The sequence below is a fragment of the Endozoicomonas atrinae genome (genome assembly GCF_001647025.1).
In the GTDB taxonomy this organism is placed as follows: Bacteria; Pseudomonadota; Gammaproteobacteria; order Pseudomonadales; family Endozoicomonadaceae; genus Endozoicomonas; species Endozoicomonas atrinae.
The window spans coordinates 1-25,661 of sequence record NZ_LUKQ02000032.1 but is presented as its reverse complement, the minus strand read 5'-3'; the positions used below and the strand labels follow the sequence as shown (position 1 = coordinate 25,661).

Genomic DNA, 25,661 nt, shown 5'->3' with positions numbered 1-25,661 from the left:
CCGGCTGATGTCAATGTCACCTGCAAGCCGCCTGGTCACTATGGATGGTAATGAAGCGGTCGCTTCTGTCGCCTACCGCTGCAATGATGTGATCGGTATCTATCCGATTACGCCATCTTCTCCCATGTCTGAAACCTGTGAGGTATGGGAAAGTCAGGAAAAAACCAACTGCTGGGGAGTCATTCCCAAAATCATGGAGATGCAGTCCGAGGGAGGCGCTGCAGGTGTGGTTCATGGCGCACTGACCGCAGGTGCCATGTCCACGACGTTTACGTCATCCCAGGGACTGCTGCTGAAAATCCCCAATATGTACAAAATTGCCGGGGAGCTGACGCCTTTTGTCATGCATGTGGCAGCCCGGACCCTGGCAACCCATGCCCTGTCCATCTTCTGTGACCATTCCGATGTCATGGCGGCCCGGCAAACCGGGTTTGCCATGCTGTCTTCCGGTTCCGTGCAGCAGGCTCACGATTTTGCCCTGATCAGTCAGGCAGCAACCCTTGAGTCACGCATTCCTTTCATGCACTTTTTTGATGGCTTCCGCACCTCTCATGAGATCAACAAAATTTCCTGGCTGAGTGATGATCTCATCAAGGCAATGATCAGTCAGGAAGCACTGGACGCGTTTCGACGCCGCGGGCTCACCCCTGATAATCCCTCCATCCGGGGTACCGCACAAAACCCGGACGTATTCTTTCAGGCCAGGGAAGCCATCAACCCTTTCTATCAGGCCTGCCCGGACATTGTGGCTGAGAAAATGTCACAGTTTGCCGAACTGACGGGAAGAGAGTATCGCCTGTTTGATTATTACGGCCATCCGGAAGCAGAGTATGTCATCGTGATCATGGGGTCTGCTGCCAGCACGGTGCAACAGGCGATCGATGAGTTATTGCCACTCAACCAAAAGGTGGGCGTTATTGCCATTCACCTGTTCAGGCCTTTTTCACTGAAGCACTTTCTCGCCGTATTACCCGATACCACCCACTGTCTTACCGTGCTCGACCGAACCAAAGAGCCCGGTTCATTGGGTGAGCCATTGTATCAGGACGTGGTGACGGCCATTTTACAGTCGGGGCGGCAGAACCTTCCCAAGGTCGCTGGCGGGCGCTATGGCCTCTCCTCAAAAGAGTTCAATCCAAGCCACGCCAGAGCTATTTTTGCGGCCATGCGCAATGGTACGTTGCAGCATAACTTTACCGTGGGCATTGTGGATGATATCTCAGGTTTGTCCTTACCCACTCCTCAGACCAGCCTGGAACCAAAACGACAGCTTAATGCTATTTTCTATGGGCTTGGTTCCGATGGAACGGTCAGTGCCAACAAAAATACCCTGAAAATCATCGGAGAACAGACCCCGCTGAATGTACAGGGCTACTTTGTTTACGACTCCAAAAAATCCGGCAGTGTCACCACCTCCCACCTGCGTGTTGATCAGCACCCCATTGAAGCGCCTTACCTGATTCAGCAGGCCAGTTTCATTGCCTGTCACCAATTTGATTTTATTTATCGCCTGGAGATGTTTGAGCAGGCTGCCGAAGGTGCAACGTTGCTGCTCAACTCACCCTGGCCAGCCGAAGATACCTGGAATCATCTCCCACAGGAAGTTCAGGCCGTTATCCTTCAGCGACGATTAACGCTCTACGTGATCGATGCGGCAGCCATTGCCGAAAAGCTGGGCCTGGGTAAACGGCAGAACACCATTTTGCAAACCGCGTTCTTTGCCATCAGCCAGATACTGCCTATGGAACAGGTTCGCCAGCTGTTAAAAGAGAGCATTGCCAAAAGTTATGGGAAAGCAGGCCCAGCCATCGTCGAAGCCAATCAACAGGCTGTTGATGAAACAGAGCAGTATCTGCAGCTGGTCACGATTCCAGAGAGTATCAACAGTACCCTGTTCCGTACACCGGTCATCAGCGAGTACAGCCCTGAATGGGTACAAAAGGTCACGGCCCTGATACTGGCCAATAAAGGGGATGCCCTGCCCGTAAGTGCATTCCCGGTTGACGGCTGCTGGCCAACCGCCACCAGCCAGTGGGAACGAAGAAGTATTACCACTGAAATTCCACAATGGACACCGGAACACTGCACCCAGTGTAACCAGTGCAGTCTCATGTGCCCACACGGTGCTATCCGCAGCAAGCTGGTCAGTCCTGAGCAGCTTGACGATGTGCCTGCGTCGTTTACTTCAATGCCCTATCAATACCGTGATTTCACTGACCAGTTATTCACGTTACAGGTCTCCCCCGACCATTGTACCGGCTGCGGTGTATGCACTCAGATATGCCCTGCGAACCGTAAGGGCGATACCTTAACCATGGTGGCAAAAGCCCCCATTCTGGAAACACAGCGGCAAAACTACGAATTCATGTCGGATTTGCCTGACCTCAAACGGATCCAGCTAAAGCGGATTGACGGACGCAACAGCCAACTGTTGAGACCGCTGTTCGAGTATTCCGGTGCCTGCAGTGGTTGCGGTGAAACCCCTTACATCAAGCTGCTGACCCAGCTGTTTGGTGACCGGCTGATGGTTGCCAATGCCACCGGTTGCTCTTCAATCTATGGCGGCAACCTGCCAACCACACCTTATTCAAAAAACCATGAAGGCCAGGGGCCTGCCTGGGCAAACTCTCTCTTTGAAGATAATGCCGAGTTCGGGCTGGGGATGCGACTGGCCAGCAGCAGCCGCAGGTCCTATGCACTGGAACAGCTGTCATTAATAGCTAACGACCTGCCTGATGAGCAGAAGCAGCAGATTTTGCTGGATGCCTTTGATCACAGTGAGTCCGCTGTTGAACGTCAACGTCAGGCTATTCGGCAACTGGAAGAAACGTTTGGGAACCTGGACTACCTGAAGGATCTGGTGGAGAAAAGCCACTGGATCATCGGTGGCGATGGCTGGGCTTACGATATCGGTTTTGGCGGCCTCGATCATGTGCTGTCCAGTGGCGAAAATATCAACGTTCTGGTCATGGATAACCAGGCATACGCCAACACTGGTGGACAGCAATCCAAAGCGACCCCAACCGGTGCCGTGGTCCGCTTTGCCAACCGGGGTAAACAGGGAAAAAGCAAGGACCTGGCCATGAGCATGATGCTGCAGGGTGGTATTTACATCGCCAGGATTGCCATGGGAGCCAATATTAACCAGACCTTAAAAGCCCTTCAGGAAGCGGCGGATTACCCCGGGCCATCACTGGTGATCGCTTATGCCGCCTGCATTACCCATGGTATCGATATGAGCTGTGGTATTGAGCATCAGCAGCAGATGGTGGATACCGGTTTATGGCCACTGTACCGGTTTGACCCAAGACGCTTTGACCACGGTAAAGCTGCGCTTCAGATGGATTCCAGGACACCCAGAAAGGATGTTCGGGAACTGCTGACCAGCGAGTCCCGCTTTAACCAGATATTACAGAAAAACCCTGCCCGGTTTCAGGCCTATACCGACAGCCTGCGGCAACAGGTTCAACATCAGCACACCCTGCTGAATCAATTAAAGGAATGGAAATAACTTGTATGGCAACTATTGCAGTTATCTACGGCAGTGACACTGGAAACACACGACGGATTTCAGAAATCATCGCTGCGCGGCTAAAAGCGGACTGTCTGGATGTGGCGGACTGTTCTGCAGACAGTCTGACTGACTATGAAATACTGATCTTGGGCGCTCCTACCGTCAATCAGGGCGAACTGCAGCCAGACTGGGATTACTTCATGCCGGATCTGGAAGATGCCGACCTGAACGGTATTCGCGTTGCCCTGTTTGGCCTGGGAGATCAGAAAGAGTACGGCGACACCTTTGTCGATGCCCTGGATAACCTGGCTGAAGCCGTTGAGCAGTCAGGGGCCGAGCTGGTTGGCCAGTGGCCAGTTGAAGGTTATGAGTTCACCGAGTCCCGGGCTGTTCGAGGCAACCACTTTGTCGGATTGGCACTGGACGAAGATAATCAGCCGGAGCTGACCGGGCAGCGCCTGCAGCAATGGCTTGAGAGCATGAATCTGGGTAACTGAACTGCCTCTACAACAGTGGTCATTTATTGACCACTGTCATCACCTTGCCTGCCATTTAACGGCATAATCGTTCAACAGGAAATACTGCGCATGGATTGTTCAAACTGAAAATGAATAGCAAGGATATTGATAGCATCAGCCTAGAAAAACTACGGGAAGACATCGATCTCAACCTGTCGTCCATGGATCAGTTTTATCAACGTCGGTTTGACCTGTCTATACAGCCACATCGCCTTCAATTTAATACCATTATTTATATTGCCTCAGGGAAAGGTGAGCACTTTATTGATTACAAAAAATACAGATTCAAAGCCGGTACCATGTTCTTTTTATCTCGATACCAGGTGCATCAGTTTTGTTACAACCCCGATGTAACCGGCTATGTACTGGCATTCAGTGATGAGACTCTGTTTTTTGGTAATGATGATTCATTAAAAGACCTGATTGTTACTGCATTTTCTGAGATCAATACATTACAGGACCCTGAATTAGCACTGCTTGGACTGTTTCAGGCCCTCTGGCATGAGTTTAACAATCATGACCTGCCCTTTGGTGGCGAAGTGGTCAGAACCCTGTTGCGAACCGTTATTATCAAGTCTCTGGTCAGGGAGCATCAGGCAAAGAAAAACCTCCGGGCAAGTGCTGCACGCTCAACGACGTTCTACCAGCTGAAGTCCATGATTGAGTCTGACTTCCGTCGCTCACGAAATGTGAATGAATACGCCAGAGCGTTGGGAAAGAGTTGCAAACAGATCAACAAAGTCTCCAAGGAAAACACGGGCCACACCGTGAAAGAGCTGCTGGATCATCGCCTTCTGATTGAACTGAAACGACTGCTGGCATTCAGCCACTATTCAATCACTGATATCGCCTTAAATCTCGGTTTTAATGAGGCGACCAATATGACCAAATTTTTCCGTCGTCATACCCAGCTGTCGCCTAAGCAGTTCAGAATGGTGTGCCGTCAGAACGAAGTCAAAGTTTAAGAGACTGACCTGAGGAGTTTGTCTTTGATATATCCCTGTCTTTTAGCTGCCATAGCATTAAATAACAACAGGGTAAGAAAAACAGGATGGCTGGAACCGTTAATAACAGTCCATACCCCAGGGTCAGTGCCATTGGGCCCATGTAAACATCAGCCCCCCCAAGCCCATAGGCCAGTGGTAAAAGACCGGCCACAGTGGTTATTGTCGTCAGCAGCACAGGGCGAAGTCGTGTAGCAGCGCTTTCAACAATCCCGTCAATCATTGCGCTTTCTGATATCTTTTCTGACTCATCGGGGTGTCTATTGAGCCGGTCAACCATGACCAGTGCATTATTTACCACGACACCACAGAGCCCCAGAATACCGATACCGGCAAAAAACGACATTGGTTCGCCATGAACCATTAATGCGAATACAGCAGCAGCGATCGCAAAAGGAATAACCAGCATCACCAGTAATGGCTGCAGCAGAGAACCAAACAGCAGCGCAATAATCACCCAGATACCCACCAGGGCAATGATCACGGCGCTAAGCAATCCACCCAGGGCATCCTGTGTCATTTCCGCTTCACCACCAGCTTCCAGACGAACACCCGGGTACTGGTCTGCAAGTGCCCGAAAGTGTGCAAGGGCATCCATAGCCAGCTGAGCGGCATTTTGCACATCATCATCCAGATCGCCCACAACATAGGTATTCCGGTCTCCACTCCAGTGAGTGATCTCCCGCGGGGTCATCACTGAAGTTACAGCGGCAACCTGTCTCAAAGGAATCTGTCGGCCATCAGCAGATGGAATATCAATATTGGGCAGATAACTGGACTGACGGTATGGACTGTCCAGCCAGGCTTTGATATTTACTTCTTCATCACCCAGCCAGCTGGTCGATGCCTCTCGCCCTTCATAAGCCAAGTTCAGGCTGTTGTTGAGATCATCAACTGTCAGGCCAAGCCTTGCCAGCCAGGCATAGTCCGGTTTAATCAATGTTTGCGGTCTCAGGTTCTCATCCGAATTTTCAAGATCTGAAGTGCCCGGCTGTTGTTCGAGCCACTGCATCAAATCCCGGGCAAGTTGTTTACGACTATCGTCGTTAGAACCAAAAATACGGAACTCTATGGGGTCCGGTGGCGGTGGACCACCCGCATCCACTTTTACATGGACGGCTGTCAGCCCGGCAAACTCCGAAGCGGCTTCTTCCAGGTACTCCGAGACTTCATCAGCATCAAGGGAGCGGCTGCTGACCGGCGTAAGAACAATCAGCCCCGTGGATTCCGGTGCGCCTTCATTAATATGAAAACGTGCAACTTCCGGAGTATTCATCAGAAGTTCCACAAAGGGTTTGTTGATAAGCTTCACTTTCTCCAGGGGTGTCCCGTCGTCCACCTCCAGAGAAAACTCAACCAGACGGGCAGCACCTGTTGGAAAGAAATCCAGAGCAATCTGTCGATACCCGGTATATAAAACTGAAGCAGCAACCCCGATAAAAACCGGAATAAGAATAAAGCGCCCATGCAACGCCTTTCTCAACAGGCGTTGATATCCGGCTTTGCAAACATCAAACCAGTGCCTGCTGGAAGATTCATTTCCGCTGTTGCTATTTCCCAATGTATTTTTTTCCAGCGCCCTGGCCAGGTGAGCAGGCAGCAGAAAGGTTACATCCAGAAAAGACATCAGCAATGCCATGATGACCGTCAATGGCAGGACGGCATAGGTTGCCCCAAAGTCTCCCCCCATAAACAACATGGGAAGAAAAACCAATACGGTGGTTAACAGGCTGGTAATGACGGGCCTGAATACCTGCATATATCCTTCAACCGCCGCTTTCTCAGGAGTAAGTCCTCGATGCCAGGCCTGATCGATACTTTCTGAGACCACGATTGAGTCATCAACGATGATGCCAATAATCAGCAGGATTGCAGCCAGAGTGACGCTGTCCAGGGAATAACCAAACAGCAGCAGCATGGTGACGGTACCAAAGACACAAACCGGCAATGATGCGGTGATCCACGGCGCCAGGCGATGCTGCATGGAAATAAACAACACGGCCAGCACCAGAACAATACCGATCAAACCATTGTTCCTGACGACCTGAAAGCGTGCGTCAATTTCTTCGGCAAGATCCAGGGACCAGTCATAGGTCAGTCGACCATTACTGATGTTCTGCTCTTCCGCCAGCAATGATTTGACCGCAGCTACCGTGTCCAGTGTATCCCCGGACTCCGTTTTAAACAGCGTAAAGCCAATACCCTGCTGGCCATTGACCGTAAAGCCCTGCAGCTGACGCTCAAAACCATCAGTCACTTCGGCGACATCACTGAGCCGGACAGGGCCTCCTCCCGGCAACAGTGAAACAATGACGTCCGAAAGTTCCTCAATAGACTGTACCTGCGTCAGGGTCAGCAGGTTCTGCTCTGACTGCCAGGACTCCACCACGCCACCACTGCTGGAAATATTTCGGGCACTGATGGCTCTGACGACTGCTTCCGGTGTTAAACCATAGGACTGCAGACGATCCGGCACCAGCGACACAATAAATTCACGTTTGGGAAAACCGGTTGAGGTGATTTTCCCGATACCCGGAACCGTACGCAGCTTCTTTTCAATCTGCCGGGCTGATTCACGAAGCTCGGCAAATGGCATGTCTCCCGATAACCCCAGCGTCATAAACTCGAACGTCGCCGTATTTTCCGCCTCTACCAGGGGAGAGTTTTCAAGGTCTGCCGGAAGACCGGTAACGCGATCGACGGCATCTCGAATATCCTGATTCACCTGGTCAATGTTTTCACCATCACGAATACGGATCTCAATCTCGGAATAACCATCAATCGATGTCGACAGATACCAGCCAAGGCCCTGAACCGACTTCAACTCTTTTTCAATGCGGTTGGTGATTTCAAGTTCAATCTCTTCTGCTGAAACACCGGGATATTCCGTAATAATGGCCGTTTCACCCTGTTTTGAAGCGGGCAGTTCCTGCAGGCTGATAGTAAACAGCGAGGCGACCCCGGTCAGGCAGATCATAAACAGCATCAAACTGGCGAAAAAACGCTGCCTGACAAAGAAGTAAAGAATGGTCTTCATCACTCCTCCTCAGCCACAAGGTTGGTAAGAGATACTTCAGCATCCACCGTAAACCCGGGACGAAGTATCATTCCCGGGTTATCAATGACAATCTCGACGGGATAACTGTTTCTGGTGGTATCAGTCTGAATAGCAATCGTCCTGATATAGCCTGAAAAGTAGTGACCTGGAACGGCTTCCGCAGTTAACGTGACGCCCTGACCTGATGCAAAGCTGTTGACGTGCTCTTCCGTGACATAAACGACAGCTTTTAGTTTTTCTATCTGCTCAAGCTGATACAGCTTTTGCCCTGAATGAACCCAGTCCCCTTTATTAATGAGCCGTTCACTGACCCAGAGACCGTTCTCTGCTGTGATTTGGGTACGCGCCAATGCCAGCTCGGCCTCACCCAGTGACACTTCCTGAAGCCTCAGGTCCGCTTTGCTGACCAGATAGTCTGCTTCAGCATTTTCAAGCTGTTCTCTGGCCAAATTATTTTGTGCCACCAGACGCTTATACCGGTCATACCGGCTCTTTTTTACCACCAGCTCAGCATTAGCCTGAGCCAGACTGGCCCTGGCCCGTTCCATAGCCAGCAGATAATCCTCCTGGTTTATCGTAACCAGAGAGGTTCCACCTGATGTCTGTTCACCCACATCATGGGCGTAGCTTTCTACAACACCATCAACCTGAGAGACAACAGCAATGGATTCAAGGCTCTGCAGACTGCCCATGACATGAAGTACGTCTGCACCTGACGAATTAAAGGCTGGTTCTGGATAAGAAGGTGACGATGCGATTACTGATAACGGAATACTGACCAACAATACTGTGGCCAATCGAAGAAGAACTGGCGATTTCATAACATAGACCCCAGACAAATGCCTTTTTGGGGGCAATGTAACCAGTCATACCTCTTAAAAATGTCACAACGTGCTTTTTAGATAGCCTTTAAAGACATCACGAGTCAGGACTAAAATTGATCATTGCCAGACATCCCTGCTGATCATCCCGGGAACTGATGGAAAAGCTCCACCCCTGTCGTGCACAAATATCGTTGACCATCATCAGCCCAAGGCCATGGCCTTCATGCTCTTCAGGGACACTCTCAATACCTGGCCCGGTATCCAGGGCACTGAAGCAGTGATTATCCAGTCGAAACAGAATCTCTCCGAAACGGGTGTAACCAAACGCATTTTTAATCAGGTTGCCCAGCAATATCCTGACCACAGTTGCTGGCACATTTAATGTGATAGCAACTGTGGCATTGATATGTACCTGAATCGCTTTATCCCGGATCAACAGCCGGTGCTCATCAACCAGCTGCTCAATAAACGCCTGATCCAGTACAGTGGTGACATCTTCTGGAAATGGGGTTTGCCTCACCAGGCTCAGCAGTGTTTCAGTAATGTCCTGCATATTCTGGCAGGATGTCTCAAGACGCTGTCGTTGTTTATCAATAAACGGTTTCTCAATAACCGATGACTCGCGCGACACCCCGAGCAATGTAGCCACCCCCGAGATCACCATCAGCGGTGTGCGCAGCTCATGACTGACATAACGGCTGAACGCTCTCTCCCGTTGAATAGACGCATAAATTCTCTGTCGATAATCATTCAGCGCATCCACCAGCTCAGCCTGCTCTTCTGTGGTAATCACCGCAGGTTCAATCGGAGCAAGGTCATCAGCCCGACTCTCTTTGATCACTCTGGCGAGTCCGTGCAACGGCGCTGCAAGATGGCCGGAAATCCGATAAATCAACAACCAGACTCCCGCCAGTATCAGTAGTGAATAGAGGATGACACCCGCGATCAGAGACCGCTCTTCCAGTTCAGTGATGGTCACTCGCGCGCTGTCCTCAACGATATAGAGAGGCGCTAACTGTCCATTAACCATCATGGTTGTGGACATAACCGTGGCAGAGTCTCCCGTTCTTGAACCCGGTTCCTGATAATTAAAATCCTCTACACCTTGCCATTGGGCAGAGAAGCGTTTTTGAAATTCAGCCGGTGTATCTTCATAACGTTCATAAGCGACGGTCAGGTGATCAAGAACCAGAGGCCCCTGAAACCCCTGTTGATATTCCTTGATGGCAAAATCACTGATATAGGCAAGACGACGACTACTGACTTCATCTTCCGTAATGTGCAGCGTGGCATAAAACAGCAGAAAATTGATCAACAGAACTACGCCAATGACAACGCAGAAAGCCATTGTCATTTTCCACTGCAGGGAGAGCAGCTTTCCTCTTTCAAGGATCTTGTTAAGCAATTGAGATAATCCTGTTTTCTACTCTTTGGTCGAAAGCGTTGCCTGAAGACGGTATCCCACCTTGGGAACCGTAGTAATCATTGCCTGTTCAAACGGCTTATCAACAGCCACACGCAGCTGATAGATATGATTACGCAGAGCATCACCATCGGGTGGCTCATCCCCCCAGATGGCGTACATCATCTCTTCCCGGGTCACCAGGTCAGGAGACTTGCTGATCAGCAGCTTGAGTAGTGTAAAGCAGGTAGGGTTCAGAGGGATATCCTGGTCACCACGTCTGGCGGTATGATTCCCCAGATCAAGTGCCAGATCTTCAAACACAAGAGCATCGCTGAAGGCACCCGGACTATTGCGACGAACCAGTGCCTTGACCCTCGCTTCCAGGATTTTAAGGTCAAAGGGCTTAACCAGATAATCATCCGCTCCTTCTTCAAACCCCTGCAGGGTATCATCCGTCGTATCACGGGCGGTCAGCATCAGAACAGGCGTAGTAATCCGTCGTTTCCTGAGTTCACGACAAACCTGGTAACCGTCCATCCCCGGCAGCATGATGTCGAGAATAATCACATCAAAATATTGTTCACTGGCCAGTTCCAGCCCATGCCGACCATCCGCTGTATAGTCCAGCTGATGACCAAAGGCTTCAAAATAATCGAGAACGATACCGGCAATTTCCCGGTTATCTTCAATCAACAGCAGGCGCATACTGCGATACCTGTTTTCATAATCCGTGGCTCAAAACCATAACCGGCCTGCTTATACCAATTCCACCTTCTAAACATGAACTGCGCAGCCATTTTGCACCACTGGTTCTTCGTTGGAATTCCTCGCAACAGCCCCGCTATTACTCGTCATTCCGCCTTGCCCAGCCGCCCAGAATGGCTTGCTCGATATCATATTTAGAAAGCGGAATTGGTATTACTTTTCCGGCCTTGGAAACCCTTCCAGAATCTTTGCCACCGCCTCATTAATTCGTGCGGTTCTCTGTTCCGGTGAGAGATCTTCCTGAATTCTGGCTCTGGAGCGTCCACGCCAGACGACCTGTTTTGTTTCCGGATCAATAATATCAATGATCAGAGAGCCTTCTTCATATTCCTGAACACGGCTGTCAGTGCTGACACCGAGTCCCCATGGGCTGAAACCATAACCGAAAGAAGTGGTCACCTGTCGTTCTTCCCTGCGGGTTTTCTGGCTGGCGATGTAATTGACCAGAAAGTCGACATCTGCTTTATCGGAGTCGACACGTTGAAACCCTCGAGTCTGCAGAACACCATCCACCGCGTTGTGAACACGCTGATCCATCAAGGCTTCAAACTGATACCCCAGTTTTTGGGACTCCTGTGTTGGCTCAATCCAGCGATAAGTGGTCAGGCCTGTCAGTGAACGTTCAGTATCATAGTCCCAATCTACTTTCTGGGATGCACAGCCAGCCAGAACCACCGTCAGAAGTACCACGATACTGCCAGTTATTTTTCTTACCACAGACATACTCTCTCCCTCAGGCTTACCATCACCAGCATCATGCCATTTCCTGACGTTACATCCGACACCTATTACAAATGATTTGCAGTGAATCCACAGAGATTGGTAGGCTTTGCGGAAAATACTCAGGAGTCTGACCGAGAATAGCGCCCGTCTAGGCGACCCCGTAGCGAGAATGGCAGAAAATTGAGGATAAGAATTCCGTTTTGCGAAGTTAATAGTGGTTCTATTTGCTGAACAAAACGGAATTTTTAGACCAATTTGCTGCCACCACAGTAGGGTAGTCTATTCTCAGTCAGCCTCCCAGAGTCCTGTGAAATACACTGAGCAAAGTCATTATGAGCGTTACTATTTTTCATAACCCACGCTGTTCAAAATCCCGCCAGACCCTGAGTATTCTGGAAGAACAGGGGATCACTCCTGAGGTGGTACTGTACCTGGAAACTCCTCCGGACGCGAATCAGTTGAAAGCCATTCTGGGCAAACTGAGCATCAATGCCCGAGACCTGCTTCGTAAGGGTGAACAGGAGTTCAAGGATAATAACCTCAAAGACCCATCCCTGACTGAAGAGCAATTGATCAACTTTATGTGCGAATTCCCCAAGTTGATTGAACGCCCCATTGTGATCAATGGAGAAAAAGCCAGAATTGGCCGCCCCCCAGAGTCAGTCATTGAAATTCTCTGAAAGCGAACCAAACAATAATAAATAGACCTTGAATCAGGGCCAGACATGTTCATAGCAGTATATGAATTTGAGATTAAAAAAGGGTCTGAGGCCAGGTTTCGCAAAGCATGGCTGGAAGTGACCAAAGTCATTTACCAGCAATGTGGAAGCTTTGGCTCAAGACTGCATACTTCAGACGACTCGAACATTCTGGTCGGCTATGCTCAATGGCCAGATCGTGAGCAGTGGGAAAAGGATCATGAGCTGACCGATGCCCTCTATCTTGTGGCCCGTCAGAAAATGAGAGACTGTCTTGTTCAGTCAAAGACCGTCTACAAGCTGGAAGTGAGTGATGACTATCTGCAGGCGTATTCAGCAATAGCAACATGCGCCTGATCATTGTCCCTGCGAACCCTAACAAGAGATGAACATAAATAACAATGCAGCAAAAAGCTAACCGGATCTATCAAGTCTGCCTTGCACTCTATGCAGGTCTGATTCTCTCTCTGCTGGCAGAGACCTGGTGGTTGAACCCTCCACAGGGCTCCATCCTGGGTATATCCGCCCTGCAGTTACTGCCCTTACTGCTGCCTCTTCCCGGCCTTTTGAAACGAGGTTTGAAAGCAGCATCCTGGCTCTGCTTTATCCTCTGCTTTTATTTCATCAGTGGCGTTCTTGATGCCTGGTTCCGTCCGGAACAGCCACAGGGCTGGTTGATCACCGGATTCAGCGTCCTGTTATTTATCGGTTCTATGGTGTTTATCCGCTGGCAGGCTCAAGCGAACAGAGCCCGTTTAGCGGAGAGTTAATACAGAATCAGGCTCACCCCCTTTTTGGTCTGGGCCTGATATCCTCAACTCCACACGCCCGGAATCGATGCCCACCCTGTTCATCTCTTTTTTCAGATAGTCAAACCTGGCCTTTTGTAATTTCTCTATTTGATCAGGTGCCTTTGGCCAATTTTTAAGCAACCACTTTTCAGCCTTCTGAACACGTTGTTCTGGTGACTGTTCACCCACTTCAGGAATCTTCTGGTGCTGCCGTGTCGCCAGATACATCTGCTCCATCAGCGTTGCCCGTACTTTGGGCGGAATGGGAGATGCGTCAGAAGGCTCCGCTGAACTCGTCGCGGAGTATAACTCCTGCAACGCCTCTTCCAGCTCATGACGAGAAAGTTCTGGTCCGTCCTGAGATTCAGAGACATTCACATCAACCGATAGGTTTAATTCGGGCCGTTGAGCCAGAACCTTCTTCAGGTGTTCCAGATTTGTGAGAGACAACTCCGTCAATGTCGCTTTTCCGGCTTCATGATGAAGTTCAGGTTTAAGTTCATGACCTGTCGACTGGGAAAGGTAGTCGAAGGGTTCACTGGCAATTGTCATAAAACGCTGCCCAATCACCAGATAGATACGCTTAGGTAATGGCGTATCCGATTTACCGGGTTTAATGGAAAAAGGGATAACGGCTTTACCCGATTTATCCGTTATCAGGGCTTTTAATAATTGGATGGATGAAAGCGGCGGGTCATTTGAGATCTTCTTTGTCTTCCAGTCCGAAATATCAACCTGCCCCCCATGTTTCAGGCTGTTATAGCTCAAGTCAAACCGGGTGCCCTGCATAGTATAACCGGCAAAGACCGAGTATTTTTTTAAAGGCCCTGCCAGACGGGCATTGTTAAGCTGAAAGGTAAAATCATTATCAGAACCGGATAATTGCCCGCTCAACTGAACATTCCCGACATTGGCCAGTGCTGCATTAGCCTGATACTTCCAGGCATCTTTTTCCCTACCTTTCTTCGAAAGCGCCTTTGCAACCAAGCTCCCATTCAATTTTTCAAATACCCAGGGAGAAGGACCGCTTTCAAGTTCCAGTCGACTGTCGTTAATCGAAAGCGAAGTAATGAAAGCAGGTAAGATTTGCTGTAACTGAACCGGGAAGCGAAGCACCTCTGCTGCCAGTGCTTCAGGCACCCTAAGGTCAAGGCCTGAAACAGACAGCTCAGCGGTAGACTGCTCAGGATCATTGCCAACAAACAGAGCATTGTTCAGTTGCCACTGCTGCCACTCGGCAGACATTCCCGACAACTTTCCAGACAAGAGTAGCTGCCCACTTTGCCCTTCTGCATTGCCCTTCAAGATCAAGCCGTTTTGCTTACCCCAAGACAGTGATAATGCAGCACTCATTGTCCCTGAAAGGCGATCATTGGAGAGATGTTCATTATCAAGCCCTGACCATGCGTTAAGGGGAACTGACTTCACCAGCGTCGACAACGACAGATCGACCAGCTGCAGCCCACCACTCAGTAATCCCTCACTCACCTGGTAAGAACCGGAGAAACGCCAGTGTTCTGCATCACGGTTATCCAGCTGAATCTTGAGTCTGTTGCCATCTTCTTTTGTGAGAGTCAGTTGATCAAAGCCAAGGGGCTGAGCTATTCCAGTGAGTGAAAGGCTGCCGCTGTTAACGGACAACATCTGGAACCAGTTTGGCAGGGCAAACACGGTAAGGTCCGGATCAATGGCGATATTGGCACTGTCAAGTTCGATTGCACTGAGTGATTCGATGTTTTCACCCAACCAGGGACCCCACCAGTGACGATAGTTCAAAACAAAGCTCAATCGCTCTGCACTGAGTTGAATGCCCTGTACCTGGAACTCAACCTCATTAACCGAAAGTGTTCGCTGCCATGGATCAAAAGCGATTTCTTTATCGATAAAGAGTTGCCCGGTCTGCTGGTTCAAGCGGGTCAGTACCCGATCAGAAACCTGGGAAAACCAGAGCCACCCGACCAGAAAGAGTCCCCCAATCAGCAGGTACGACACCAAAGCGACAGGGTTAAGCAGCAGTCTCCTTTTGGTCGGCATGGTCAACTCTTCAAGAATGGAGAAGTACGGTCAGCAAAGATGGGTCTGTATTCACCATCTCATGACTTCCTTAACAAAGGGAATGGTGAGCTTGCGCTTGGCACGCAGAGAAGCACTGTCCAGTTTCTGCAACAGGGTAAACAGATTGCCCATATCCCGGGAGCCGCGATGAATAATAAAACGGGCAACCTCATCACTCAGGTCAAAGCCACGGTAATGAGCCCGGAGTTTCAGTGCTGAGACTTTGTCCTGGTCATCCAGAGGATGAACCTGAAAGACCATGCCCCAGCCCAGACGGGAAACCAGGTCCTGAAGTTGAATACCCAGGGCCTTGGGAGGATTGTCAGCCGCCACCAGAAAACGGGTCCTTGAGTCCCGGAGACGGTTAAACAGATCAAACAGCGCCTCTTCCCACTCATCGATACCGGCCACTTCGCCAATATCATCCAGGCAAACCAGCTGCAGCCGCTCAATACCTTCCAGAAGCTTCGGGGAGTAGTGAACCAGCTCTTTCATCGGCAGATAAATGCTTCTGCCGCTGCGACGGTCCACCTGATGGCAGGCTGCCTGAAGCAGGTGACTGCAACCGACGCCTTTGGGGCCATAGAGGAAAATAAACTGTTCGGATTCGATGCCGGGAACCGATCTGTCCATATCAAGCAGATTGACCAACGTCTCATTTCGCCCACTGTAGAAGTTGGCAAACGTGGCATCGTCTCTTAACTGGACACTGAGCGGTAGCTGCACAGGCAAACTCATAATGGACATCAAATCCGTAAAGGTAGTGTGAGTTCTCTTTTTCTGATCACTTCGTTACTGTCAATCGAACAGTTCCAAATGCTGACAACAGAAACTGTAACGTTACAAAAGACAGGAACACAATAAAACCGTTCAATTATCAACCGGTATTGACGGATATCAATAGACCGGTCAATAAATCGACTTCAGCCCTATTTAGCAACCGCTTTTACCATATATGGACTGTTTATTAAAAGAAAAAGATCATGACAACAAAAGTGTATCAGTCTTCCTCTTCGACTGCCCCGGCATGATAAAGGTCACTGGCCTTATAGTTTCTATGCAGGTGGCGCAAGAGTACCATAATTATTGCGGCCATGGGCAGTGCGATGAGCATTCCGACAAAGCCAAACAGTTGTCCACCCGCCATCAAGGCAAAAATAACCGCTACCGGGTGCAGACCAATTTTATCACCCACAAGCAAGGGCGTCAGAACCCAGCCCTCTAATGCCTGCCCCACCATGAATACAACAACAACCAGCCCTGCCCCCATATAGCCATCAAACTGAAACAGTGCAACAACCATCGCTGCAGCAAACCCCAGGACAAATCCCATATAAGGGATAATGCTCGCCAGTCCGGCAAGCATGCCAATCAGGATAGCGAACTGCAGGCCGATCATGGTCAGTCCCAGGCTGTAAATGATACCCAGTGCCAGCATGACCATCAGCTGTCCCTTGAGAAAGGCACCCAGTACTTCATCGCACTCATTCACCAGGGTCACAGCCACTGGCTCGACATTCCGGGGCAGCATCATTTTCAGGTTGTCCATCATCTTGTCCCAGTCCCGCAGCAGGTAAAAGGTCACTACGGGAATAAGAAACAGATTGGCCACAAACCCAATCAGCGCAATGGAGGACCTGGAAACGGAAATACCCAGACTAGCCAGCAGTCCACCGGCTTTCTGCCATTGCCCAGCCAGTCTTTTGGAGAGTTCACCAAAATCAAAGAGAGAGGGATCAATCTCAATGTATTTCTGAATGTACGGAAGCGCATTTTTCTCAATCCAGGCTTCCCACACCGGCAACAGATGGATGACCGTCTTAATCTGATGGGCCAGTGTCGGAATCACCACCAGCAGCGCCGTAATCAGCACCCCGAAGATCAGCAAAAAAACGCAGACCACCGACATGGTTCTAGACAGCCCTTTGGACTCAAGCCAGTCAGCCAGGGGGTCACCAAGATAAGCCAGTACCATACTGACGACAAAAGGCGTCAATACCGGCCCCAGAAAATGAACAACCAGGAAAAGTGCCAGCGCAACAGCGGCAACCATATAGCGCTGATGAAGAGTAAGATTCATCGTAAAAGTCCTTGAACAGGAGCGCCCTGCAGCTTATCCACGATGATGTCTGCGAATCCGGCGTACCCCTTTTTTGCCCCACTCAACAACATACTGTAAACCACTGCCAATGGTAAACAGGGCAACCAGCGGCTGAAGTATCAAAACCGGCTTTGAATAGTTTAATGCTGCTGAAACCAGGGCGGTCATTATCAGACTGAGCTGGAGCAAAGTACACAATTTCCCCAGACGACTGGGTTTAAACTGAATCGATCCGGCTACCCAGTGATAAACAAACGTTCCTGCAACAATCAGAATATCACGCCCCACCACCAGCAGAGTCAGCCAGAGAGGCAAGGCTTTAATAAACGTCAGTGATAGAAATGCGGAAACCAGCAGAACCTTATCGGCCAGAGGGTCCAGCATGGCCCCCAGCCGACTTTGCCAGCCATAACGTCTGGCCAGGAATCCATCCAGGGCATCCGATAAAGCAGCAATGCCAAAAAGGGAGATTGTCCACACTGGCCTCCCCGACAGAATAGCCAGAGTAATAGGGCCAGCCAACAGCAGGCGAATAATGGTCAATATATTAGGTAAATATTGAAACTTCACCGCAATACCCGACTTCAGCCTCCAGGGAAAACGCCCCTCTCACCCGGGAAGCACCATATAATGAATGTGCATTTTCATTGTATTTATAATGACCGCATGCCCTGCGGAGAAAGCGCCATTACCAAAAGAGGCGCTCATCGGAATCCATAAAAACCAGAATGCTAACCGGAAATCCTGGTCAGGTATTAATCAAAGGCCTGATCTGACTCATCGAGTCCAGCGATACACCAGTGTCGCGGAAGATGCTGTCAGAGAACCATTGATACCCTGCATACCCTGAGATACAACACGAAGGTTTCTTCCCAGCGCCAGGGCATCAGCCAGCTGACTCTCAGAACCATCAATAACCAGTTCCAGTTCAACTGTAGAACCTGCTACCCGATGAACCGATACATCACGAACAGCCGTTATCCGCTCAAGGTATTTACTCAGGGCGGCATAATCTTCCAGGCTGGAGATATTCTCTACCACCAGCAACGTGTTACCACTGGCATCCGAGGCATCAATGGCATAATGCCGGGACAGGTTGGTCCCCACCAGATCAGCCGCCAGTTGTGTAACGGCAACAGCATCAAGGCCATCAACCGCCACCGACTGATTCATCCCTCGGAATATCAGACTCAACCGACCATAAAAGAGTTCATTATTTTGCGATAAGCGACCAGTCAGAATCGATTCAGAACCATAGCGCCGGGAAGCATCCTGCAATTTGCGGGTAAAGCCACCCCATACATCGACGGTTGAAATTGCCGCAGCATCTTCAAAGTCCATTAATGGAAAAAGCAAAGGTAAGCCCCGCGCCTGAAAGCTCTCAGCAAACACCCCCGGAAAGAATCCTGAAGCATTGACAATGGAACGCTGCCCGCCATTCTCCACCGCCAGCCATATCAGTGTCGACGGTCTGCTCTGTCCCCAGATGGCCACACCGGCACTTCGCAGCAGGCGGTTGATCGCCTGCTCATCAAAAGCAGCCTGAAAGTACTGTTGACGGTTACCGGATGACTCATCGGTACGAAAACCAAACTTACGGATGTAGGCTTCCGGCTTAGCCAGTGCACTTCTTACCACGCTGTTGGAAAGCACCTCACGCTGTCCGGCCACTTTCACCAGCACACTGGCCAGCGCCTGATTCATGGCATCAGCCCTCTCCTGGTAACCTTGTCCGGACACAGGCACTTTCTGACTGTATAACCCCTTGACCGTGGCTGCACTGGCGTTTTCAGGCAGTGTGGACAGAACAAGAAGACCAAGTATCAGACAGGCCGCTTTACCTGTTGAACGAACGTTAAGAGCGGACATGAAGCTCAATTGGCTTATCACGTTTTGAAAGAAAGCTTTGCATCGCATAGCCACAGGCATCAATAAAATCCTGTATGTAAAAATCAAATGAATGCCATTCTGCCATAAATCGCGCAAAAAATACTGCTTTTGCCACCCACTGGGAGCCTGACAACACTCTGACAGCAGTTGCACGCGTTTCTATTGGCACTTAATTACCAAAAATACTATCAGACATAAGCGACAATTCGGCAACAGCATTGCGATAAATACCACACCCTCCTAGAATAGCCACCTTCATCCACCCAAACCGTTTTGGACTGAACACAGCCCCAGGCCAGTGTACAGTCCAGATTAGAATACTGCCGGCACTGTCGGTAGTAGAAAGCTCTGGCAACAAGCGGATTCATATCTATGAACAAATCGGATTCCACAACCTCCCTGAGTTACAAGGATGCAGGTGTCGATATCGACGCTGGAAACGCTCTGGTTGAGCGAATTAAACAGGTTGCAAAGGCCACTGCCCGCCCTGAGGTGATGGGTGGCCTGGGAGGTTTTGGAGCGCTTTGCCAGCTGCCAGCCGGGTATAAAGAACCGGTTCTGGTTTCCGGTACCGACGGCGTGGGCACCAAACTGAAGCTGGCCATGGACCTGGGCATGCATGACGATATCGGTATCGATCTGGTGGCCATGTGCGTCAACGACCTGCTGGTCTGCGGTGCTGAGCCCCTGTTCTTTCTGGACTATTACGCCACCGGCAAATTGAATGTGGATGTGGCAGAACGAGTGGTTACCGGTATTGGCAAAGGCTGTGAACAGTCTGGCTGCGCCCTTATTGGTGGAGAAACGGCCGAAATGCCTGGCATGTACCAGGGGGATGATTACGACCTGGCTGGTTTCTGTGTCGGCGTGGTGGAAAAGTCGGAAATCATTGACGGCAGCAACGTTTCCGCTGGCGATGTGTTGATCGGTTTGAAATCCAGCGGACCACACTCCAATGGTTACTCACTGATCCGCAAGGTTCTCGAAGTGGCCGGTTCCGACCTCAATGCCACACTGGAAGGCAAACCCCTGGCTGAGCACCTGATGGCGCCAACCCGCATTTACGTCAAATCACTGCTGCAGCTGCAGAAAGAGTTGCCTGTTCATGCCATGGCCCACATTACCGGGGGCGGCCTGCCAGAGAACCTGCCACGGGTAATCCCAAAGGGTTGTCGTGCGGTTATCGACACACAGAGCTGGGAAATCCCGGCGATCTTCCGTTTCCTGCAGGAAAAGGGCAATATTGAGGCCTTTGAACTGTACCGCACCTTTAACTGCGGCATTGGCATGGTACTTTGCATTCCTGCAAACCATCAGGAGCAGGCAATGCAGCGCCTGTCAGAACTGGGCGAAGAAAGTGTCATTATTGGCCATATTGAAACTGCAGACAGCGATAGCGATTCTGTCGTTTTTCAATAACCGGAACTTTTAAGATTCCTACCTGACCAATATCTGGCCTGTGCAATAGTAATATCGCTCAGGCCTAGGAGGCTGTCGGACTTAACCGGCCGTAGCGAGAAAAAGTCCGGTTTGAGCCAGTTGTTATGCTGATTTGAGGCGAATAGTGGTTCTATTCAACGAAGAGTAGCATAAAAAATAACCAAATCCGGCTTATTCGCAGTAGGTCAGTGTTAAATCCGACAGGCTCCTAGCGGACTCCAATCATAAAACCATCGAAAGCATTCAGGAAACAGCAGTGAGCGAGAAAAAGCGAGTTGTCGTTCTGCTATCAGGAAACGGCAGTAACCTTCAGGCACTTCTGGATCAAGAACACAACTACAGTTATCAAGTTGTCGGGGTCATCAGCAACGTACCAGAGGCTTATGGGCTGGAAAGGGCCAGACAGCACAAAGTGGCAGCCCTTGGCCTGGACTACAAGGTCTTTTCGTCCCGGGGCGCTTTTGACCAGCGGCTGGTGGAAGAAGTTAACCGCTTTGACCCGGACCTGGTGGTACTGGCCGGTTATATGAAAATTCTCAGCCCCGAGTTTGTGGAAAAATTCGCCGGTCGACTGATCAATGTTCACCCATCCCTGTTACCTGATTACAAAGGCCTCGGTACCTACCGCCGGGTGCTTGCTGATAAAAAGCCAAAACATGGCTGCACCGTTCACTTTGTCACACCAGAGCTGGACAGTGGTGCCCATATCATTCAGGCTTCACTTAATGTCGAGCCCACCGATAATGAAGATAGTCTGAAACAGCGTGTTCAGGCCATGGAGCACCAGATTTATCCCCTCGCTGCACACCTGATCACGTCCGGCAGGCTTCAGCTAAAAGGTGATAAGGCGGTACTGGATGATCACCCCATTGACCCGCTGGGCTACCAACTGCAGGAAAACGCCCTGGAACTGGCATGATTAATCAGGTTCAACCATTTTTTCATCTCCACAAAACGAGCATGAAAAGCACGATGACCACTCACCTCGACCAATACCGGGTGCGCACTCTGACAGCAGCACTTGCCCTGTCCCTGCTGGCCGCAGGGGATACGGGTTTTGCCGCCACCAGCACAAGCCCGGTGCAAAAGCCTGCCAGCGTGAAAGCCCCCGCTTTCACGCTCAAGCCCTATTCCGCAAGCTACAAGGCATCCATCAAAGGCGTACCCTTTGGTGGTTCCGGCGAACGATCCCTGACCAGAAATGCCGACGGCACCTGGACGCTGGAGTTCAGTGCCGATGCGACGTTCTTTGGTATGAAAGAGACCAGCCATTTTGCCAGTGAAGGAGCACAGCTGGTCTCCAACCAGTACGTCCAGCAACGAACAGGGCTTGGCAAAAAACCAACGGAATACGCCACCTTTGACTGGGCCAGCAACAAGGTTAACTGGCAGCAGGGTGACAGGCAGTGGTCGATGGACCTGAAACCGGAAACACTGGACAACCTGAGCTATCAGCTGAAACTGCGTATGGACCTGGCTGCTGCCCATGGCAAGCAGCTCAGCTATGACGTTGCCGATGATGATGAAGTCTACCAGCGCAAATTCATTATTGAAGGCGAAGAGACCTTAAAAACCGACCTGGGCAATCTGAAAACCGTCCGGGTGAAAATTCAGCGTAAAAGCGACAATCGCGCCACCTGGATCTGGTTTGCCAAAAACCATGATTACTTTCTGGTAAAGCTACTGCAGGAAGAAAAGGGCACGGCCTACACCATTGAGATCAAAGAGGCTTCCATTGACGGCAAGCCACTGAAGAAGAAGCAGACGACAAAATTGTCCGAACGCCCCAAACATCCCTAAACAACATCAATCCAGTTTAAAAAACCTGAAGGAGCCTGAAGTGCGATTTCTTCACACCATGCTGCGTGTTGGTAACCTTGATCGATCTATCCAGTTTTACACTGAAATTCTCGGTATGAAGCTGCTGAGAAAACACGATAACGAAGAATACAAATACACCCTCGCCTTTGTTGGCTATGCCGATGAGTCCGAGCAGGCCGTGATTGAACTGACCTACAACTGGGGCACTGAACAGTACGATATGGGTAATGCCTTTGGCCATGTTGCCCTGGGTGCGGATGATATTTATGCCACCTGTGATGCTATCCGTAAGGCCGGTGGCAAGATCACCCGTGAGCCAGGCCCGGTGCTGGGTGGTACGACCGAGATCGCGTTTGTCGAAGATCCGGACGGCTACAAAATCGAGCTGATCCAATCCAAAGCCGCTTCTGAAGGTCTTAACGGCTAGTCCAGAAAAGCGCTAATCATCGTACAGCGTACACACCCTCACCCTGAGGGTGTTTCAAAGGCATTAAGCCTTGAACCACAAAGACACTAAGACACAAAGGAAGCTCTTTTATTGACTGAGCGTGGCTAAGGTAAACGCAGGAAAACCTTCGTGTCTTTGTGGTTCCCTGCTTTTAAAGTCTTTTTAAGACACCCATGTTCTAACAAATCACTACTGAACGTATTAATGGGTAATTAGCCCTACTTCCTTTATTGTTGAAGTGAGTGGTAAATTAGTTCCGTGGTATCAGAGCCTGTAATACTCCAGGCAGAGCCGCAGAACTAATAAACGACATGGATGCCACGATGCCACGTCTTCGCAACCTCATCATACTGACTGCGTTATCATCACCGCTGATCACCAGCTGCTCGACGGAGCAGGCAAGCAGCTACGCCGCCAATTATGTAACCAAAGCGGCACTGAAAGAGCTTGGCCCTGCCGGTGATGCGATCTCTATGGGTATGAGCCTGGAAAAGGACGTGATTGGTTTTGAGGCGCTTGTGCGTATCTTAATCAAGGAAGCCCGGGTAACCTGGGGGGATGAAAAGAAGGCCAGCAGCAAAGAATATGTGAAATACACCAACCACTACCGAACCCGGGTATTTGTTGATTTTGAAACCGGTAAGGTGCATGTGGAAACCCTGGACCGCAACGACTTGCGAAAAGCAATCGCCGCGATTCTGTTGACGCCCTATGCGCCTGAACAGGTGGACCTGTTCAGTGATAAAGACGTACCGGTGGGTGAAGAACCCATGCTCTATGGGCAGGTACTGGATCATGAAAACCAGCCCATTCGCTGGGAGTGGCGTGCATTACGATTCGCTGACCACCTGATTCAAAACGATCTGATCACCCGGCAATCGTCAAAAGGCCGTGTCTATGCCGTTGACTTTGACCTGGTGGAAGACCATCTGTCCAAACGGCAATACCAATACGCCAGCCTGGTTCGAAAATACTCGCGCATTTACGATATTGAAGAGAGCCTGATCTACGCGGTGATTCGCACGGAAAGCAGCTTTAACCCTTACGCCGTCAGCTCATCCAATGCCTATGGCCTGATGCAGATTATCCCGAAAACCGCGGGGCGGGATGTGTTTGATAAAGTGAAGAACATTCCCGGGCAGCCCAGCAAAAACTGGCTGTTCCAACCCCATAACAATATCGATACCGGCACGGCGTACCTGTCCCTGCTGGAAAATCACTACCTGAAAAACATCCGAGACCCGCTGTCACGCAAATACACGATCATCTCCGCCTACAATGGCGGTGCCGGTAATGTGTTTGCCACCTTTGACCGCAACCGGGACCGCGCCGTGCAGAAAATCAATGGCCTGAAACCCAGCCAGGTGTATTGGGCGCTGACACAGCGACACCCTCGCGGGGAAAGCAGACGTTACCTGAAAAAAGTCTCTACGGCTCAGAAGGATTTTTATAAAGGGAATATATAACTCCCTGAGTGACTTCCTTTTTCACCACAAAGGCACGAAGACACACAGGAAAAGACTTTTTATTTACTCTGTGTCTTCGAGCCTTTGTGGTCTGTTTTTTCTTTATAGGGGCTCTTACAGTACATTTCCCAAGGAGCATCGTCTGGCGACGCTCAACAAATACAAGACGATGGATTAATAATAAAGAGTTTTCTTTTATCCAAACCTCTTATTTGATACTTTGGTTCAGTTTTTATCTCAACGGTGCCCACATCGCTTACTTTTTCATCACAAAAGTTGTTGTTGAGCTATTTCATACCCTGCTCCCTGATGTCAGTAAAAGGCAGAAGCACAATTGACGGGCGGTAGCGTGCCTGATGGTTACTCTCAATAGGCTGTATGAGCATACAGTTATAATAATAAATCGGTGATTTTGCTGAATTTCCAGAGTATGTAGCGCACCCACAATTCTCGATAAATAGTGGTAAATAATTTACCTATATGTTTTTAAAGAAATAATTTTAGCCTCTGGATCTTTATCGCGAATCTTGATTCTCGATTAATACCAGTTCTCGCTTTATCAGAACATGGCTAGTACGGCTCAATTAAGTATCGTATTAAAAATGGATAATTTTCAATCAAGTAAGAGTTATAAAATGAACTCATTCGTGTGGACGTTCAAAGTGAAAAGCGGAATTCGCACTAATAAGCGTTAGCTAGCTAAGGAGAATTTATGCCATATGATCTAAAAAAAAGACTTGTTGTTGGTTTAGCATCAAGTGCATTATTTGATCTCACCGAATCTGATGAAGTTTTTAGATCAAATGGTGAGCAAGAATATAGAAAATATCAAAGGAAAAACCAGGATAAACCTCTTGATAAAGGAGTTGCATTTCCTCTTATACGTCGGCTATTGAGTCTCAATAAATTGAACCCGAAAGATCCTCCGGTAGAAGTCATCCTTCTTTCAAGGAATGACCCTGATACGGGAATGAGGGTAATGAACTCAATTGAGCATTATGAGCTAGGCATGATGTCATCACCGATGTAATAAGTCTTCAAAACACCAGTTTAATTTGACCTCCCGATTAACCCTTTTCTGGCCGATTGTTTTCCTGTTGGTATCAAGCAGGGAGCAGCGCCATGACCAATCGAGAGGAC

General features: G+C 49.8%; 23 protein-coding genes. 12 read left to right on the top strand and 11 right to left on the bottom strand.

Annotated features, from left to right (window positions below; all coding sequences use genetic code 11):
• The first annotated feature begins 7 nt into the window (after positions 1 to 7).
• The 3 genes from nifJ to AK963_RS06705 all read left to right on the top strand — a co-directional run bounded on the left by nifJ (position 8) and on the right by AK963_RS06705 (position 4,997).
• Positions 8 to 3,511 carry a pyruvate:ferredoxin (flavodoxin) oxidoreductase gene (gene nifJ / locus AK963_RS06715; protein ID WP_139117279.1) on the top strand — a complete coding sequence of 1,168 codons (3,504 nt, stop codon included), beginning with the start codon at positions 8 to 10 and terminating at the stop codon, positions 3,509 to 3,511.
• Positions 3,512 to 3,516: 5 nt separating this feature from the next.
• Positions 3,517 to 4,011, top strand: a complete 495-nt coding sequence (locus AK963_RS06710) for a flavodoxin (protein ID WP_066014692.1) — start codon at positions 3,517 to 3,519, stop codon at positions 4,009 to 4,011.
• Positions 4,012 to 4,121: 110 nt separating this feature from the next.
• Positions 4,122 to 4,997, top strand: coding sequence for a helix-turn-helix transcriptional regulator (locus AK963_RS06705; RefSeq protein WP_066014691.1), 876 nt, complete (start codon positions 4,122 to 4,124; stop codon positions 4,995 to 4,997).
• Here AK963_RS06705 and AK963_RS06700 read toward each other — a convergent pair.
• From AK963_RS06700 to AK963_RS06680, 5 genes are all read right to left on the bottom strand, one after another.
• Positions 4,987 to 8,073 (bottom strand): efflux RND transporter permease subunit, encoded by a 3,087-nt coding sequence (locus AK963_RS06700; protein WP_066014690.1) that lies wholly within the window; start codon positions 8,071 to 8,073, stop codon positions 4,987 to 4,989. The two genes, AK963_RS06705 and AK963_RS06700, sit on opposite strands and share 11 nt — an antisense overlap.
• On the bottom strand, positions 8,073 to 8,915 hold the full coding sequence (locus AK963_RS06695) for an efflux RND transporter periplasmic adaptor subunit (RefSeq protein WP_083232512.1): 843 nt from the start codon (positions 8,913 to 8,915) through the stop codon (positions 8,073 to 8,075). The genes AK963_RS06700 and AK963_RS06695 overlap by 1 nt, the downstream gene beginning before the upstream one ends.
• 97 nt (positions 8,916 to 9,012) lie before the next feature.
• A complete protein-coding gene (locus AK963_RS06690; RefSeq protein WP_066014688.1) occupies positions 9,013 to 10,323 on the bottom strand; it encodes a sensor histidine kinase in 1,311 nt (436 codons plus the stop codon).
• Positions 10,324 to 10,341: 18 nt separating this feature from the next.
• Positions 10,342 to 11,028, bottom strand: coding sequence for a response regulator transcription factor (locus AK963_RS06685; protein WP_066014687.1), 687 nt, complete (start codon positions 11,026 to 11,028; stop codon positions 10,342 to 10,344).
• 213 nt (positions 11,029 to 11,241) lie between these two features.
• Positions 11,242 to 11,811, bottom strand: coding sequence for a DUF4136 domain-containing protein (locus AK963_RS06680; protein WP_083232511.1), 570 nt, complete (start codon positions 11,809 to 11,811; stop codon positions 11,242 to 11,244).
• A 332-nt stretch (positions 11,812 to 12,143) separates the two neighbouring features.
• Between AK963_RS06680 and arsC the strand changes: the two genes are divergently transcribed.
• From arsC to AK963_RS06665, 3 genes are read left to right on the top strand one after another with little or no spacing between them, the layout of a single operon-like run.
• Positions 12,144 to 12,491 (top strand): arsenate reductase (glutaredoxin), encoded by a 348-nt coding sequence (gene arsC, locus AK963_RS06675; protein ID WP_066014686.1) that lies wholly within the window; start codon positions 12,144 to 12,146, stop codon positions 12,489 to 12,491.
• Positions 12,492 to 12,536: 45 nt separating this feature from the next.
• Positions 12,537 to 12,866 carry an antibiotic biosynthesis monooxygenase gene (locus AK963_RS06670; protein WP_066014685.1) on the top strand — a complete coding sequence of 110 codons (330 nt, stop codon included), beginning with the start codon at positions 12,537 to 12,539 and terminating at the stop codon, positions 12,864 to 12,866.
• Positions 12,867 to 12,910: 44 nt separating this feature from the next.
• Positions 12,911 to 13,279: a DUF2069 domain-containing protein gene (locus tag AK963_RS06665; RefSeq protein WP_020584808.1), complete on the top strand. Its 369-nt coding sequence runs from the start codon at positions 12,911 to 12,913 to the stop codon at positions 13,277 to 13,279.
• On the opposite strand, the gene AK963_RS06660 is transcribed toward AK963_RS06665, so the two are convergent.
• From AK963_RS06660 to AK963_RS33145, 6 genes are all read right to left on the bottom strand, one after another.
• Complete coding sequence (locus tag AK963_RS06660) at positions 13,265 to 15,334, bottom strand: DUF748 domain-containing protein (RefSeq protein ID WP_066014684.1); 2,070 nt, start codon at positions 15,332 to 15,334, stop codon at positions 13,265 to 13,267. The two genes, AK963_RS06665 and AK963_RS06660, sit on opposite strands and share 15 nt — an antisense overlap.
• Positions 15,335 to 15,385: 51 nt before the next feature.
• Positions 15,386 to 16,102 (bottom strand): DnaA regulatory inactivator Hda, encoded by a 717-nt coding sequence (gene hda / locus AK963_RS06655; protein WP_083232510.1) that lies wholly within the window; start codon positions 16,100 to 16,102, stop codon positions 15,386 to 15,388.
• 253 nt (positions 16,103 to 16,355) lie between these two features.
• Complete coding sequence (locus AK963_RS06650) at positions 16,356 to 17,435, bottom strand: AI-2E family transporter (protein ID WP_066014683.1); 1,080 nt, start codon at positions 17,433 to 17,435, stop codon at positions 16,356 to 16,358.
• 33 nt (positions 17,436 to 17,468) lie between these two features.
• Positions 17,469 to 18,026 (bottom strand): CDP-alcohol phosphatidyltransferase family protein, encoded by a 558-nt coding sequence (locus AK963_RS06645; protein WP_066014682.1) that lies wholly within the window; start codon positions 18,024 to 18,026, stop codon positions 17,469 to 17,471.
• Between the two features lie 207 nt (positions 18,027 to 18,233).
• Positions 18,234 to 19,325: a DUF2066 domain-containing protein gene (locus AK963_RS06640; protein WP_066014681.1), complete on the bottom strand. Its 1,092-nt coding sequence runs from the start codon at positions 19,323 to 19,325 to the stop codon at positions 18,234 to 18,236.
• Positions 19,312 to 19,461, bottom strand: coding sequence for a hypothetical protein (locus tag AK963_RS33145; RefSeq protein ID WP_175404458.1), 150 nt, complete (start codon positions 19,459 to 19,461; stop codon positions 19,312 to 19,314). The genes AK963_RS06640 and AK963_RS33145 overlap by 14 nt, the downstream gene beginning before the upstream one ends.
• 257 nt (positions 19,462 to 19,718) lie before the next feature.
• On the opposite strand from AK963_RS33145, the gene purM reads away from it, so the two are divergent.
• The 6 genes from purM (at position 19,719) to AK963_RS06610 (ending at position 25,551) form a co-directional block, all read left to right on the top strand.
• A complete protein-coding gene (gene purM / locus AK963_RS06635; protein ID WP_066014680.1) occupies positions 19,719 to 20,765 on the top strand; it encodes a phosphoribosylformylglycinamidine cyclo-ligase in 1,047 nt (348 codons plus the stop codon).
• 277 nt (positions 20,766 to 21,042) lie between these two features.
• The gene (purN, locus tag AK963_RS06630) at positions 21,043 to 21,705 is read left to right on the top strand and encodes a phosphoribosylglycinamide formyltransferase (RefSeq protein ID WP_066014679.1); all 663 of its coding nucleotides are present in this window, start codon (positions 21,043 to 21,045) and stop codon (positions 21,703 to 21,705) included.
• The gene (locus AK963_RS06625; RefSeq protein ID WP_083232508.1) at positions 21,702 to 22,586 is read left to right on the top strand and encodes a DUF3108 domain-containing protein; all 885 of its coding nucleotides are present in this window, start codon (positions 21,702 to 21,704) and stop codon (positions 22,584 to 22,586) included. The genes purN and AK963_RS06625 overlap by 4 nt, the downstream gene beginning before the upstream one ends.
• Before the next feature lie 40 nt (positions 22,587 to 22,626).
• On the top strand, positions 22,627 to 23,034 hold the full coding sequence (gene gloA / locus AK963_RS06620; protein WP_238593658.1) for a lactoylglutathione lyase: 408 nt from the start codon (positions 22,627 to 22,629) through the stop codon (positions 23,032 to 23,034).
• Positions 23,035 to 23,378: 344 nt separating this feature from the next.
• Entirely contained in the window at positions 23,379 to 24,521 is a 1,143-nt protein-coding gene (mltC, locus tag AK963_RS06615) for a membrane-bound lytic murein transglycosylase MltC (RefSeq protein WP_238593657.1), read from the top strand.
• A 712-nt stretch (positions 24,522 to 25,233) separates the two neighbouring features.
• Positions 25,234 to 25,551 carry a 5'-nucleotidase gene (locus tag AK963_RS06610; protein ID WP_066014676.1) on the top strand — a complete coding sequence of 106 codons (318 nt, stop codon included), beginning with the start codon at positions 25,234 to 25,236 and terminating at the stop codon, positions 25,549 to 25,551.
• Positions 25,552 to 25,661 lie beyond the last annotated feature (110 nt).

Excerpts from the sequence above, each read along its gene's own strand:
- AK963_RS06610 (WP_066014676.1), top strand. The coding sequence starts at position 25,234 with ATGCCATATGATCTAAAAAAAAGACTTGTTGTTGGTTTAGCATCAAGT.
- AK963_RS06640 (WP_066014681.1), bottom strand. The coding sequence starts at position 19,325 with ATGTCCGCTCTTAACGTTCGTTCAACAGGTAAAGCGGCCTGTCTGATA.
- AK963_RS06670 (WP_066014685.1), top strand. The coding sequence starts at position 12,537 with ATGTTCATAGCAGTATATGAATTTGAGATTAAAAAAGGGTCTGAGGCC.
- arsC (WP_066014686.1), top strand. The coding sequence starts at position 12,144 with ATGAGCGTTACTATTTTTCATAACCCACGCTGTTCAAAATCCCGCCAG.
- AK963_RS06695 (WP_083232512.1), bottom strand. The coding sequence starts at position 8,915 with ATGAAATCGCCAGTTCTTCTTCGATTGGCCACAGTATTGTTGGTCAGT.
- AK963_RS06685 (WP_066014687.1), bottom strand. The coding sequence starts at position 11,028 with ATGCGCCTGCTGTTGATTGAAGATAACCGGGAAATTGCCGGTATCGTT.
- purM (WP_066014680.1), top strand. The coding sequence starts at position 19,719 with ATGAACAAATCGGATTCCACAACCTCCCTGAGTTACAAGGATGCAGGT.
- AK963_RS06680 (WP_083232511.1), bottom strand. The coding sequence starts at position 11,811 with ATGTCTGTGGTAAGAAAAATAACTGGCAGTATCGTGGTACTTCTGACG.
- AK963_RS06625 (WP_083232508.1), top strand. The coding sequence starts at position 21,702 with ATGATTAATCAGGTTCAACCATTTTTTCATCTCCACAAAACGAGCATG.
- AK963_RS06710 (WP_066014692.1), top strand. The coding sequence starts at position 3,517 with ATGGCAACTATTGCAGTTATCTACGGCAGTGACACTGGAAACACACGA.
- nifJ (WP_139117279.1), top strand. The coding sequence starts at position 8 with ATGTCAATGTCACCTGCAAGCCGCCTGGTCACTATGGATGGTAATGAA.
- AK963_RS06700 (WP_066014690.1), bottom strand. The coding sequence starts at position 8,073 with ATGAAGACCATTCTTTACTTCTTTGTCAGGCAGCGTTTTTTCGCCAGT.
- hda (WP_083232510.1), bottom strand. The coding sequence starts at position 16,102 with ATGTCCATTATGAGTTTGCCTGTGCAGCTACCGCTCAGTGTCCAGTTA.
- AK963_RS06665 (WP_020584808.1), top strand. The coding sequence starts at position 12,911 with ATGCAGCAAAAAGCTAACCGGATCTATCAAGTCTGCCTTGCACTCTAT.
- AK963_RS06705 (WP_066014691.1), top strand. The coding sequence starts at position 4,122 with ATGAATAGCAAGGATATTGATAGCATCAGCCTAGAAAAACTACGGGAA.
- mltC (WP_238593657.1), top strand. The coding sequence starts at position 23,379 with ATGCCACGTCTTCGCAACCTCATCATACTGACTGCGTTATCATCACCG.
- AK963_RS06650 (WP_066014683.1), bottom strand. The coding sequence starts at position 17,435 with ATGAATCTTACTCTTCATCAGCGCTATATGGTTGCCGCTGTTGCGCTG.
- AK963_RS06660 (WP_066014684.1), bottom strand. The coding sequence starts at position 15,334 with ATGCCGACCAAAAGGAGACTGCTGCTTAACCCTGTCGCTTTGGTGTCG.